Below are 12,056 nucleotides of genomic sequence, written 5' to 3'. Positions count from 1 at the left end.
CCGGCCTGCCCGGTGACCGACGAGGTGGGCGCGGCGCTGTCGGACGCCGTCGACGCACTGGCCAGTGCCGGAGTGCGGATCCGCGCGGGCTGGCCCGCGGACGTCGATCCGGTCGCCCAGGCCGAGGCGTTCGGTTTCCAGGTGGAGCTGTTCTTCGCGTGCCAGGAAGGACGTGAACCGGCCGGGACCGCCGAGCAGGAACGGCGGCGGGCCGCCTTGACCGCGGCCTGGGCCCGGTACTTCGCCGACGTCGACGTCTTCCTCTGCCCGACGGTGTTCACCACGGCGTTGCCCCACGACGACCGGAACCGCTACGACGACCAGGTGTTCTGGATCGCGCAGGCGTCGCTGCCCGGGCTGCCGGCGGTCAGCGCCCCGGTGGGCGGGGTGCGGCCGGCCGGGCTGCAGGTCGTCGCGCCCGCGCGTGAGGACGACACCGCGATCACCTTCGCGGAGCTCGCCGCGGAGGTCATCGGCGGATTCGTCCCGCCTGGGGCAGGATCGGGCCGTGTTCTCGATCGGTGACTTCGCCCGCCACGGCCGGGTTTCGGTCCGGATGCTGCGCCACTACGACGCGCTCGGCCTGCTGCGCCCGGCCCGCGTCGACCCGGCGACCGGCTACCGCAGCTACACAGCGGCCCAGCTGGCACGGCTCAACCGGATCGTCGCGCTGAAGGACCTCGACTTCACGCTGGAGCAGGTGGCCACGCTGCTGGCGGACGAGGTCACCGTCGAGCAGGTGCGCGGCATGCTGACGCTGCGGCGCGCGGAACTGGAAGCCGCGCTGGCCGAAGGGGCGGGCCGCCTGGCGCGGGTCGAGGCGCGGCTGCGGACGATCGAGGCGGAAGGCCGCGCGCCCACCCTCGACGTCGTGGTCAAGGAGCTGCCCGGACTGCGGGTGGTGGAGCTGACGGGGGTCGCGGCGGGCTTCGCCCCGGAGGCGATCGGACCGGTGGTGCACCCGCTGTGCGCGGAGCTCGGCCGACGCCTTCCCCAGGCGGATGTCACGCCGGAAGGCCGGCTGACGTGTTACTACGAGCAGCGCGCGGAGGACGACGTCGTGGTGCACGCCGCGATCCCGGCGTCGGTGGGCGGCGGTGACCTCAACGGGCTGGCGGTGGCGGACCTCCCGCCCACCCGCGCGGCCACGCTGGTCCACCGCGGCGCGATCGACGACGTCCTGCCCGCATGGCAGGCGGTGGTGCGCTGGATCGACGACCACGGCTGCCGGTCGGCCGGGCCGCAGCGGGAGGTGTACCTGGACTGCCCGGAGGATCCGGCGGGCTGGGTGACGGAGCTGCAGGAGCCGATCAGCTAGGCCGCGGGTGGTGGGCGTGGTCGCCCGTCGGGAGGTCGCGGTCCACGTGGTCCGCGTGGTGCAGTGCCTGGGCCAGCAGGCCGCGGACGTGGTTGTCCGCCGCCGAGTAGTAGACGAACGTGCCTTCCCGGCGGCCCTTCACCAGGCCCGCCAGGCGCAGCTTCGCCAGGTGCTGGCTGACCGCCGTCGGGGCGGCTCCGGCCAGTTCCGCCAGGCAGGCCACCGAGGATTCGCCCTGCAGCAACGCCCAGAGCACCTTGATGCGGGTCGGGTCGGCCAGCAGGCGGAACGACTCCGCGGCCAGGTGGACCTGCTCTTCGGTGGGCATGTCGAACTCCGGCAGCGACGCGTGCATGGCCGTAACCTTACTACTTGCGTATCTGCGTGCTTGCGCAGATAGTATGCTCCCATGACCGGACACGGACACGGGCACCGCCACGCGAAGTGGCGGCCGCACAGCCACGACAGCGCCGATCGCGTCGACCACGCCCTCGAAACCAGCCGGCGCGGCATGCGCGCGCTCGGGTGGTCGTTCGCCGCGTTGTCCGTCACCGCCGTCGCGCAGCTGGTGCTCGTGCTGGTCACCGGATCCGTGGCGCTGCTGGGCGACACCGTGCACAACTTCGCCGACGCGCTGACCGCTGTCCCGCTCGGTGTGGCGTTCCTGCTCGGCCGCCGGGCCGCGACCCGCCGCTACACCTACGGGCTCGGGCGCGCCGAAGACCTGGCCGGGGTGGTCGTCGTGCTCGTCGTCGCGGCTTCGGCGGCGGTCGCCGGGTACGAATCGGTGGCGAGGCTGCTCGACCCACGCCCGGTCGCGCACCCGTGGGTGGTCGCCGTGGCCGGGGTGATCGGGTTCGCCGGCAACGAACTCGTCGCGCGGTACCGGATCAAGGTCGGCCGGGAGATCGGCTCGGCCGCCCTGGTCGCCGACGGGCTGCACGCGCGCACCGACGGCTTCACCTCGCTGGCCGTCGTCGCCGGCGCGGCCGGGGTGGCCTTCGGCTTCCCCGCCGCGGATCCGATCGTCGGGCTCGTCATCACCGTCGCGATCCTGTTCGTCCTGCGCGACGCGGCGAAAGAGGTGTTCCGGCGGCTACTGGACGCCGTCGACCCGGCGTCGGTCGAGCTGGCCGAACGGACGGCACGGGACGTCGGCGGCGTGCTCGGTGCGCGGGATCTCCGGATGCGCTGGATCGGGCACCACCTGCGGGCCGAGCTGGCCGTGACGGTGGCGGCGGACCTGACCGTCGAAGCCGCCCACGCGCTGGCGCACGAGGTGGAACACCGGCTGCTGCACACGATCCCGCGCCTGACGGCGGTGGTGGTCCACACCGAACCGGCCACCGGCGCGGACCGCGCGCACGAGACCGTCGCCCATCACCACTAGCACCCGACGGGCTGCTCCGCCGGCTCCGGCTTCGGGTTCAGCACCCCGGCGAACACCGCCGCCAGCACGCACAGCACCACCGGCACCGCGAAGGTCACGTTCAGCGGCATCCAGTGCGTCAGCCCGCCGATGAGCGCCGGGCCGGCGAGCAGGCCCACGTACCCGAGGCCGACCACGCGGGCCATCAGCGCGCCCGACGCCCGCGTGTCCAGGTTGCCCGCCGCCGTGAACAGCTGCGGGACACCGCCCGAGAGGCCCAGGCCGAACACCGCCCAGCCCACCAGGGACAACGGCACCCAGGGCGCCGCCGCGGCCGTCGTCAGGCCCACCGCCGCCAAGATCGCGCCGTAGCGGACGATCGCCGTCGGGCCGGCCCAGGCCGCGACGCGGTCGGTCAGGAACCGGCCGGTCGTCATCGCCACCGCGAACGCGCCGTAGGCCAGCGCCGCCGTGGACGCCGACGTTCCGAGCACCTTCTCCATGTGCAGCGCGGCCCAGTCGTTGGCGACCCCCTCCGACAGCATCAGCGCGAGCGCCAGCAGGCCGAGCAGCCAGACCGTGCGGCCCGGGGGCCGGCGGGTGCCGACCGGCTCGGCGGCGGTGCCGGTGGACGGCACACCGGCAGGCGGCACCGCGGCCGGCTCCATCAGGAACCGCGCCGACACCACGGAAAGCAGCACGCAGACCAGGCCGGTGCCGGTGAGCGTCACCCCGGTCGGCACGCCCGCGCCGAGCGTCGCCGCGCCGATGACCGCGGCGATCGCGCCGCCGATCGACCACATCGCGTGGAAGGCCGCCATGATCGGGCGCGGATAGGCCCGTTCCACCACGACCGCGTGGGAGTTCATCCCGACGTCGATCGCCCCGTTGCCGAAGCCGAAGAAGACCAGCGCCAGGCCCAGCGTCCACCACGAGTCCGCGAAACCGGGCGCGCACACCGCGAGGCCGAGCAGGATCCCGGCGGCCGGCACCAGCCGCCGGTGCCCGAGCCGGTCGACGAGCGGCCCGGACACCTGCATGCCGGCGAACGCGGCGCCGCCGAGCACCAGCAGCAGCGCGCCCAGGGTGCTGTGCGAAATGCCTGTCGCGCGCTCGACGTTCGGGATGTGCACCACCCACATGCCCATCGCGAACCCGTTGAGGCCGAAGAACATGAAGGTCGCGAACCGGGCGGCACGCGGGCGGGGCGGGACGGTCATCGGCTCTCCAAGGGGACGGCGACGTGCACGAGCACGCCGCGCTCGGTCAGCGCGGCACGCTCGTCTTCAGGCGCGCCGGGGTCGGTGATCACGACGTCGGCGCGGTCGGCGGGACAGATGCACGCGAGCGCGCGGCGGCCCCACTTGGCGCCGTCGGCGAGCACGATCGTCCGGGCCGCGACGTCGAGCGCGGCCCGCTTGACCTCGGCGTCGGCCAGGTCGAAGGCGGTGAACCCGGACTCGACGTCGAGTGCGCAGGGGCTCAGCACGGCGACGTCGAACCGCAGGGCCCGCAGCGACGCCAGCGCCAGCGGGCCGACCAGGGCCTGCTCCCCCGGCCGCGCTTCGCCGCCGGGCAGCAGCAGCCGAACGCCGGGTTCCTCGGCCAGCTCGCGGGCCGCGTGCAGGGACAGGGGCATCACCGTGATCGGGCGCCCGCGCAGCAGCCGCGCGAGTTCCAGGGCCGTCGTGCCGCTGTCGAGGACGACCGTCTCGCCGTCGCGGATCAGCTCGGCCGCCGCCGCGGCGATGGCCCGCTTCGCCGCGATCCCGGCCGTCGCGCGGGCCGCGAACGGCGGTTCCACCCCCGAGGGCGACGCCGGGACCGCGCCGCCGTGCACCCGGCGCAGCACGCCCCGGGACGCCAGGTGGTCGAGGTCGCGGCGGACGGTCATCTCCGACGCGCCGGTCGCTTCGGCCAGCTCGGCGACACCCACCTGGGCAGCGCCGCGCAAGCGCTCCACGATCACCTGCTGCCGTTCCGCGCTCTTCACGCCGCGATCCTCGCAATCCGGGCACGATCGCACAACCGGTTTGTTCGTTCGCTCACGCTGCACGTGCGAACCACCACTGGGGCATGATGGTCGGCGTGCACGCCGCCGAGACCACCGCGACCCCGTGACCGGGGGCTACCTGAAGGGCCGGATCCGCCGCGAAGACATCATCACGGCGGCGGCCGCGGCGTACGGCGAACTCGGCTACCACGGCTCGTCGCTGCGCGAGATCGCCAAGCGCGTCGGGATCTCGCACGCCGGCCTCCTCTACTACTTCCCCACCAAGGAAGCCCTGCTCGCCGCCGTGCTCGAACGCCGGGACGCCGAGGACTCCGAGCGCGAGCAGCTGACCGTGCCGCCCGGGCTGGAGGTCCTGCGCCACTTCGTCGCGCTGGCCGAGCACAACGTCCGCCACCCCGGGATCGTCGACCTCTACTCGCGGCTCGCCGCCGAAGCGGTCGCCCCGGACCACCCGGCGCACGAGTACTTCGTGCGCCACTACCGGGCCGCCCGCGACGGCGTGCACGAGTCGTTCGAAGCCCTCGCCGCCCGCGGCGAGCTGCGGGACGGCGTCGAGCCCGCGTTGGCGGCACTGACGTTCATCGCGCTGATGGACGGCCTGCAGGTGCAGTGGCTGACCGTGCCCGGCGACGTCGACCTGGTCGGCTCGCTGCGTTTCTACCTGCAGAACCTGCTCACCGTCCCGCTCTAGAGGGTCTTCGCGTACGGGTCCCACCCCGCCGGCAGCAGCGGCGGGACGTCGATGGTGCTCGTGACCTCCACGCTCTGCCCGCGGGTCATGGATTCGTCGATGGCCAGCATCGCGTCGAGCACGTGGTAGGCCAGCTCACCGGACGCGCGTTCCGGCACCCCGGCCCGGATCGCCCGCGCGAGTTCCAGTGCCCCGGTGCCGCGCGAAGCCGCATGTCCTTGCGGCGCCAGCTCTTCCGGCTCGTCCCGGTCGAGCAGGTGCAGCCGGGTCGGCTCGTCGAACCGATTGGGGTCCGGCAGCACGGCGGTGCCGAGCGTGCCGGTCAGCTCGGCCAGCGCGGGCCGCCTGAGCGCCGAGTCGAAGCTCAGGACCAGCTGCGCGGAGGCGCTCTCGAACTCGACGAGCGCGGTGACCGTCGTCGGCACCGACACGGGGAACTCCGTGCCCGCCCGCGGCCCGGTTCCGACGACGCGGGTGTCGCGCGCCCGCCCGCCGGCCCCGGTGACGCGCCGGACCGGGCCGAGCAGGTGCACCAGCATCGTCAGGTAGTACGGGCCCATGTCGAGCAGCGGGCCGCCACCGGGCTGGAAGTAGAACTCCGGCGCCGGGTGCCACCGCTCCGGGCCCGGCACCTGGAACAGCGCCAGCGCGGTCAGGGGACGGCCGATCCGGCCCGCGTCGACGGCCTGCCGCGCGGTCTGCAGCGCGGCGCCGAGCACGGTGTCGGGCGCGCTCGCCACGCGCAGGTTCTTCTCCCGCGCGCGGTCGAGGAGCTTGCGGCCGGTCTGGCGGTCCAGCGCCAGGGGTTTCTCCGTCCACACGTGCTTGCCTGCTTCGAGCGCGGCGAGCCCGACGTCGGCGTGCGCGGCCGGGACGGTCAGGTTGACGACCAGTTCGACGTCCGGGTCGGCCAGCAGTTCCGCCACCGTGCCCGAGCGCGGGACGCCGTGTTCGGCCGCACGGGCCGCCGCGCGGCCGGTGTCGAGGTCGGCGACCCGCACCACGCGGACGTCCGGGAAGGCGGTGAGGTTCTCGAGGTAGGTGCCGCTGATGACGCCGGTGCCGATGATCCCGACACCGACCGGCCCGCCGGTCACTTGCCCGCGCCGGTCAGGAAGGCGTGGCTGGCGGCGATGGCCGCGAAGAGATCGCCGTCGAAAGCGTCGAACTCGACCACGCGCAGCGCGTCCGGCGCGGCGGCGAGCACCTCGGCGATCGGCACCCGGCCCTGGCCCGCCGGGACCTGCCCGGTGGCGTCGGTGGCGAGGCCGCCGTCCTTGACGTGGATGGCCCGCACCCGGCCGCCGAGCCGGCGCAGCAGGGCGGGTGCGTCCTCGCCGCCCGCGGTGGCCCAGTAAGTGTCGACCTCCAGGGCGACCGCCGGGTCGAGCTGTTCGGCGAACACCTCGAAGGCGCTGCGGCCGTCGATCCGGGATTCCAGTTCCCACCAGTGGTTGTGGTAGCCGACGCCGACGCCGTGTTCGGCCGCGAGCTTCGCGGCGGCGTTGAGCCCGTCCGCCGTGGCCGCGATGTCGGCCGGCTCCTGCCAGCGCTCGGGCGGCACGAACGGGTCGATCACCAGGCCGATGCCCAGCTCGGCCGCGGTGGCGAAGACGGCGTGCTGGTCGGCGCCGAGCAGCTGCGCGTGCGCGGTCGGGGCGGTCAGGCCGTTGGCGGGCAGCCCGGCCCGCAGTGCCTCGGCGTTTTCGAGGACGCCGTACGGCTCGACCTGCGTGAAGCCGATCGCGGCGAGCCGCCGCAGGGTGTCGGCCGGGTCGGCCGCGAAGGCGTCGCGGACCGAATACAGCTGGACGGAAGGCACGCTCATCACCGGCTCCTCCACTTCCCCGTGGCGGCCGTCCGCCGCGGCTCCTCAATTTCTACCACCTGGTCAAAATTGTGACCAGGGGCTTTCGGACGATCCGGCCGGGTGCCCCGGCTCACGCCGGACGGGGTTTTGGCAAGCGCCCGATGGGGCAGTAACGCCAAGAGCAGGGAGCCAGGGCGATCCCGGGAGGTGCCGGTAAGTGGACAGGGCAGGGGACGAAAGGGACACCGGGGCCGCCGTCGGGCGCCCGGCGGCCCGTCGTGACCTGACGGACCTGTCCGAAGCGGCGCGCGACCTCGACCGGCGGATCGAGCAGCACCTCGAGCGGCTGCGCCGCGAACGCGCCCAGCGCGCGGCCGACATCCCCGACCAGCGGCTCCGCCCGAGCGGCTGAGAGCCACCTCGGGTTCACCGCGCGGACGCGGCCTACTACTCTGGGTGGCCCAACGCCGCCCGCCGAAGTCCTGCGAGGTCGCCATGTCCGACACGCCGTCCGCGCTGTCCCCCAGCCAGACGCCGGTGGGCGTCGACCCCGCCCGGCCGAGCATCGCGCGGATCTACGACGGGTTCCTCGGCGGCAACAACTTCTACGAAGTCGACCGCGTGGTGATGGAGAAGATCCGCGCGGCGGTCCCGGAAGCGGTCGACATCGCCCGCGGCAACCGCGGGTTCCACAACCGCGCGCTGCGGATGCTGGCCAACCAGACCAGGATCACCCAGTACGTCGACTGCGGGTCCGGGCTGCCGACGGCCGAGAACACCCACCAGATCGTGCAGCGCATCGACAAGGACAACACGGTCGTCTACATCGACAACGACCCGGTGGTCCTCGCCCACGGCCGCGCACTGCTCGTGGAGAACGACTTCACGCACATGGTCGAGGCGGACATCTTCAAGCCGCAGGAAGTCCTGGGCCACCGGGACGTCCTGGCGCACGTCGACTTCACCCGGCCGGTCGCCCTGCTGCAGGTGGGCACGATGCACCACTACGAGGGCGACGGCGTCTTCGACCTCATGCGCGAGTACATCGACGCGCTGCCGTCCGGCTCGTACGTGGTGCTGTCGCACTTCTTCGACCCCGAGGTGCCGGAGCTGACCGAGATCGCCAAGCGGATCGAGCAGATCCTCGTCTCCGGCCCGCTCGGCGCCGGCCGCTTCCGCACCCGCGCGGAGATCGAAGCCATGCTGGACGGCCTCGAGATCGTCCAGCCGAACGCGACATCGGCACCGGGCATGGCGGTCTGCGACGAGTGGTGGCCGGACGGCCCCCGGCTCACGCCGCTCAGCGACTCGGCCAAGTGCGTCGCCGGGATCGTCGGCTACAAGCCCTAGCGCCTCACGCTTCCTCGGCCGGCTCTTCGGCCGGGGTGGCCTCGTCGCGCAGCCACTTCAGCTTGACCTCGAACTGGCCCTGCAGCCCGGTGCGGGCGATCACGGCCCCGGCCTGGGCGTCGAGCTTGACGCCGAACTTGAGCTCGACCTCGTCCGGGCCCAGGTCGCGGAACTGCGCCAAAGCGGCGGACGCGGCCGCGCGGACCTCGCTCAGGGCGTGCTCGAAGGTCGTGGTCGCCTTGCGGAGCACCCCCGAAGGCACCGACGCCTGTTCCAGGCCCGGTTCCGCCTCGACCTCGACGACCACCGAACCGCCGCCGGCCAGCGGGAACCGCACGAACTCCTGCACCGGATCTCCTTCTCCGTAGGGTCAGCACGACAAGTCGAGCCACTGCTCCTCGCCGATGCCCCGCCGCACCTGCTCGAGCTTGTCGAGCAGGAAGGGCAATCGGTCGGGGCGGGCCAGGTACTCCAGCACCGCCTGGTAGAACGCGCTGGTCATCGCCGAGGGCATCAGGTCCGACGCGTCGAAGCACAGATCGCCGCCGCCGGCGAGGGTCGTCGCGATCCGCCGGGTCACGTCGCTGCGGTACACGCCCTGGTCGACGAGGTGCTGGTGCACCGAGAACGTCGTCCCGCCGGACGGCCAGATCCGCTGCCCCTCCTCCCCGGCCAGGTAGACCATGAGCCGGCGGGCGGCGGGGGTGTCGCGGAACAGCCCCGCGAGGTCGGCCGAGACCTCGGACGGCCCGGCGCCGCCGGCGCCGGGGAACGGGAAGAACCGGAAGTCCCGGTCGGGGACCGGCGGCCCGCCCGCCCGCGGGATCGCGGTGTACCCGCCGATCGCGAACGAGCCGAGGTGCTCCAGCGCGCACCCGGGCGGGTCGGCGAACATCGCGCGGCCGGCGTCGGCGAACGACGTGAGCAGTGCCGCCGTGCTGCCGCCGCGGACCGCGCCCGGCGCCAGGACCAGCGCGCCCCAGCTCTGCCACGCGTCCACCATCGCCGCGTCGGTCCAGGCCAGCCGGCCCGCGGTCCAGCTGCTGTAGACCCCCGGCCCGGCGCGGTGCAGCAGGATGTCCTCCAGCCAGTCCGTGCCGGGGAACCCGGAGTTCGGCGGGGCGCCCATGCCGAGGCACCACGGCCGCTGCCCGGCCGCCGCCATCCGCCGCGACACCGCCACGAGTTCGTCCCATGTGGACGGTATGGGCCCGGGGAACGACTTCGGCGTGTACCACACGATGCTCTTCAGGTCGGCCTTCACCGCGACCGCGTACACGGCGTTCTCGCCGAGCTGCTGCAGCTTCCGCCACTGCGGGCTGTACGCCGCGGTCGCCTCCGCACCGAGGACGACGTTCAGCGGCTTCACGTCACCGGAGCGCACGTACCCCGCGAGTTCGGCCGGGTTCGACAGCACCGCCACGTGGGGCGGGGTGCCCTGCTGCAGGTCCCCGCGCAGCACCTGGTTCTGCGCGCGGGTGCCCTGGTAGCGCACCGGAATCCCGGTCGCCCGGGTGAATCCGTCGAGCACCCGCTCGAACGCCTTCTGTTCGTCGCCGGTCCACGGCCCCAGCACCGTCAGCTCCTCCGTGCCGCTCCCCGCCGAGCACCCGGACAGCAGCAGGACGACGGCCAGCACCACACCGGCGTAGCGATTCACGGCTCTCTCCTCGCGCGGAACCGGTATTCGTCGAGGCGGGGTTGCAGGCCGCCGACCGCCAGGACGCCGATTCCGGCGGCCAGCGCGGGAATCCCGTAGCCGAGGAACCCGGTCCAGGCCGGTTCGGTGAGCCCCGGCCCGAGCAGCGCCACCTCGTCGACGTCCCCCGACGGCTGGGCCGGGGCGGTGGGCGGGGCGGTCGTCGCGGCGGCGAACGCGGCCACCGTGTCGCCGCAGGCCGCCACCCCGCCCGGCCCGCACTGGGTGGCCAGCACCTGGACGAGCGTCCACCGGGACGCGTCGGCGGCGGCCGTGGTGGCGGCGGACTGCGCGTCCACGGTCCGTTCCAGCGCAGCACCGCTGTCCCGTGCGTCGGACTGGACGCCCAGCAGCAGCGCCGTGGCCGCGCCCAGCACCACGCACGCCGCGGTGGCCGCCAGCAGCGCGGTGTTCACCGTGCGCCGGAACCGCCGGGCGAGGAACCGCTGGGCCCACGCCAGCGTGCCGAGCAGGACGACCAGCGGCAGCGCCCACAGGAGCGTGATCACGGGATCCAGCCACTCGGCGTCCAGCTGGTCGTCGAGCGCGGCCCGCTGGGCGGCTTCGAGCGTGTCGAGCCGGGCGAGGATGCCGTTCTCGGGTGCGGTCAGCAGATCCGACGCCGACAGCAGGTCGCTCGCGGCGAGCGGGCCGCCCCCGTCCTGCCGGTAGTGGGCGTCGGCCTGGCCGATGAAGCTGTTGTAGGCCGGCAGCAGTCCTTCGATCAGCCGGAGGGTCCGGCTGCCCCGGTCCCCGGCCGCGTTGTGCTCGGCGACCCGGGCGAGCTGCTGGCTGGCCAGGGCGATCCCGTCCTCGTACTGCTCGCTGGGACCGGTGAGCTGCACCTGGTTGCGTTCGAAGGCCGACACTGCGGCGTGGTGCGCGGCCACGAGCGCTCCCTTGGCCAGCGACACCTCGAGCACGGCGGGCGCGGTCCGCTCCCGGACCTCGGCGAGGCTGGCCCGCACGCCGAGGAAGGTCGCCAGCGCGGTCCCCAGCACCAGCACGCTGCCGGCGACGAGCCCGAGCCGCAGCCACCACAGGGTCTGCCGGGTGGTGCTGATCGCGGTCACGAGGGCGCTCCCGCATCGAACGGTCCACCACAGTGCCCGCACCGCTTCGCCGTCGGCCGCGCTTTGTGTCCACAGCGGATGCACTCGCGCGGGGCGCCGCCGGCTTCGGCCGGGGCGGCGGCAGCAGCGGGTTCCGCCGCACCGGTGTAGGCCGAGATGGTGGAGCCGAGCACCAGCGAGAAGCCGTCGCGCGGCCGCACGCCGTCCTTGATCGCGACGGCGCCGTCGTCGCGCACGTCGATCAGCCGGCCCAGGCGCTTGAGGATCTCCGTGTTGCCCAGCTCCGTCGCCAGCCGGACCGCGGTGCCCCATTCGCGCGCCGCCGCGACCCGGTCGTCGCGCTCGAAGGCGTCCCAGCCCGCCCGGACCGTGCGGCCCAGCTCGGCCTGCCCGGTGACGCGGGCGACGTGGTCGTCCGGCACGCTGGACAGCGCCAGGTCCTCGGTCAGGTAGCCGACGACGGCTTGCTGTTCCGCGACCGCCTCGTCCGCGCCGGCGAAGAGGGTGACGGTGCCCAGCAACCGGTCCTCGTACCGCGTCAGCTCCCCCGTCTCGACGTCGAGGCAGAGGTGGTACTCGCGCAGCTCTTCGCCCCACGCCCCGGTGGGCAGCTCGAGCACCTGGCCTTCGGTGCGGCACTGCGCGGTGAGCTCGACTTCGGTCGGGAAGACCTGCTTGACGAACCGCAACCGGCTGTAGGGCATCGTCGTCATCCGCAGCCGGACGTCCGGC

14 protein-coding genes and 1 pseudogene are annotated in these 12,056 nt (G+C 73.8%); 6 read left to right on the top strand and 9 right to left on the bottom strand.

Annotation, left to right across the window (positions count from 1 at the left end):
* The coding region (locus CCN39_RS17675; protein WP_244210838.1) for an amidase family protein at positions 1–525 on the top strand (525 nt) is incomplete at its 5' end.
* Positions 509–1,318 carry a MerR family transcriptional regulator gene (locus tag CCN39_RS17670; protein WP_086843333.1) on the top strand — a complete coding sequence of 270 codons (810 nt, stop codon included), beginning with the start codon at positions 509–511 and terminating at the stop codon, positions 1,316–1,318. The genes CCN39_RS17675 and CCN39_RS17670, both read left to right, overlap by 17 nt.
* On the opposite strand, the gene CCN39_RS17665 is transcribed toward CCN39_RS17670, so the two are convergent.
* Positions 1,311–1,673, bottom strand: coding sequence for an ArsR/SmtB family transcription factor (locus CCN39_RS17665; protein ID WP_086843331.1), 363 nt, complete (start codon positions 1,671–1,673; stop codon positions 1,311–1,313). The two genes, CCN39_RS17670 and CCN39_RS17665, sit on opposite strands and share 8 nt — an antisense overlap.
* A 54-nt stretch (positions 1,674–1,727) precedes the next feature.
* Between CCN39_RS17665 and CCN39_RS17660 the strand changes: the two genes are divergently transcribed.
* The gene (locus CCN39_RS17660; RefSeq protein WP_086843329.1) at positions 1,728–2,708 is read left to right on the top strand and encodes a cation diffusion facilitator family transporter; all 981 of its coding nucleotides are present in this window, start codon (positions 1,728–1,730) and stop codon (positions 2,706–2,708) included.
* On the opposite strand, the gene CCN39_RS17655 is transcribed toward CCN39_RS17660, so the two are convergent.
* Together CCN39_RS17655 and CCN39_RS17650 are read right to left on the bottom strand one after the other, a co-directional pair.
* Positions 2,705–3,907, bottom strand: a complete 1,203-nt coding sequence (locus CCN39_RS17655; protein WP_086843328.1) for an MFS transporter — start codon at positions 3,905–3,907, stop codon at positions 2,705–2,707. The two genes, CCN39_RS17660 and CCN39_RS17655, sit on opposite strands and share 4 nt — an antisense overlap.
* The gene (locus CCN39_RS17650; protein ID WP_244210837.1) at positions 3,904–4,680 is read right to left on the bottom strand and encodes a DeoR/GlpR family DNA-binding transcription regulator; all 777 of its coding nucleotides are present in this window, start codon (positions 4,678–4,680) and stop codon (positions 3,904–3,906) included. The genes CCN39_RS17655 and CCN39_RS17650 overlap by 4 nt, the downstream gene beginning before the upstream one ends.
* 124 nt (positions 4,681–4,804) lie before the next feature.
* Here CCN39_RS17650 and CCN39_RS17645 point away from each other — a divergent pair, with 124 nt between their 5' ends.
* Positions 4,805–5,392, top strand: a complete 588-nt coding sequence (locus CCN39_RS17645) for a TetR/AcrR family transcriptional regulator (protein ID WP_086843327.1) — start codon at positions 4,805–4,807, stop codon at positions 5,390–5,392.
* Here CCN39_RS17645 and CCN39_RS17640 read toward each other — a convergent pair.
* Entirely contained in the window at positions 5,389–6,489 is a 1,101-nt protein-coding gene (locus CCN39_RS17640) for a Gfo/Idh/MocA family protein (protein ID WP_086843326.1), read from the bottom strand. The two genes, CCN39_RS17645 and CCN39_RS17640, sit on opposite strands and share 4 nt — an antisense overlap.
* Positions 6,486–7,220: a sugar phosphate isomerase/epimerase family protein gene (locus CCN39_RS17635; RefSeq protein ID WP_086843334.1), complete on the bottom strand. Its 735-nt coding sequence runs from the start codon at positions 7,218–7,220 to the stop codon at positions 6,486–6,488. Before CCN39_RS17635 ends, CCN39_RS17640 begins: the two co-directional genes overlap by 4 nt.
* Positions 7,221–7,419: 199 nt before the next feature.
* Between CCN39_RS17635 and CCN39_RS17630 the strand changes: the two genes are divergently transcribed.
* Together CCN39_RS17630 and CCN39_RS17625 are read left to right on the top strand one after the other, a co-directional pair.
* Positions 7,420–7,614, top strand: coding sequence for a hypothetical protein (locus CCN39_RS17630; protein WP_086843324.1), 195 nt, complete (start codon positions 7,420–7,422; stop codon positions 7,612–7,614).
* An 83-nt stretch (positions 7,615–7,697) separates the two neighbouring features.
* Positions 7,698–8,552 (top strand): SAM-dependent methyltransferase, encoded by an 855-nt coding sequence (locus CCN39_RS17625; RefSeq protein WP_086843322.1) that lies wholly within the window; start codon positions 7,698–7,700, stop codon positions 8,550–8,552.
* A 4-nt stretch (positions 8,553–8,556) separates the two neighbouring features.
* On the opposite strand, the gene CCN39_RS17620 is transcribed toward CCN39_RS17625, so the two are convergent.
* From CCN39_RS17620 to CCN39_RS17605, 4 genes and pseudogenes are all read right to left on the bottom strand, one after another.
* A complete protein-coding gene (locus CCN39_RS17620) occupies positions 8,557–8,901 on the bottom strand; it encodes a CU044_2847 family protein (RefSeq protein WP_086843320.1) in 345 nt (114 codons plus the stop codon).
* A 21-nt stretch (positions 8,902–8,922) separates the two neighbouring features.
* The gene (locus CCN39_RS17615; RefSeq protein ID WP_086843318.1) at positions 8,923–10,212 is read right to left on the bottom strand and encodes an ABC transporter substrate-binding protein; all 1,290 of its coding nucleotides are present in this window, start codon (positions 10,210–10,212) and stop codon (positions 8,923–8,925) included.
* Entirely contained in the window at positions 10,209–11,324 is a 1,116-nt protein-coding gene (locus tag CCN39_RS17610) for a GlnX family signal transduction membrane protein (protein ID WP_086843316.1), read from the bottom strand. Before CCN39_RS17610 ends, CCN39_RS17615 begins: the two co-directional genes overlap by 4 nt.
* Positions 11,321–12,056 (bottom strand): annotated as a pseudogene (locus tag CCN39_RS17605) (zinc ribbon domain-containing protein); the annotation flags it as partial. The pseudogene CCN39_RS17605 and the gene CCN39_RS17610, both read right to left, overlap by 4 nt.

It is taken from the genome of Amycolatopsis kentuckyensis (assembly GCF_002155975.1).
Taxonomy (GTDB): Bacteria; Actinomycetota; Actinomycetes; order Mycobacteriales; family Pseudonocardiaceae; genus Amycolatopsis; species Amycolatopsis kentuckyensis.
This window is presented reverse-complemented; position numbering and strand designations above follow the sequence as displayed.

What these genes read in the sequence shown, in the direction of transcription:
- CCN39_RS17665 (WP_086843331.1), bottom strand. Translation starts at nt 1,673, where the DNA reads ATGCACGCGTCGCTGCCGGAGTTCGACATGCCCACCGAAGAGCAGGTC.
- CCN39_RS17660 (WP_086843329.1), top strand. Translation starts at nt 1,728, where the DNA reads ATGACCGGACACGGACACGGGCACCGCCACGCGAAGTGGCGGCCGCAC.
- CCN39_RS17655 (WP_086843328.1), bottom strand. Translation starts at nt 3,907, where the DNA reads ATGACCGTCCCGCCCCGCCCGCGTGCCGCCCGGTTCGCGACCTTCATG.
- CCN39_RS17635 (WP_086843334.1), bottom strand. Translation starts at nt 7,220, where the DNA reads ATGAGCGTGCCTTCCGTCCAGCTGTATTCGGTCCGCGACGCCTTCGCG.
- CCN39_RS17625 (WP_086843322.1), top strand. Translation starts at nt 7,698, where the DNA reads ATGTCCGACACGCCGTCCGCGCTGTCCCCCAGCCAGACGCCGGTGGGC.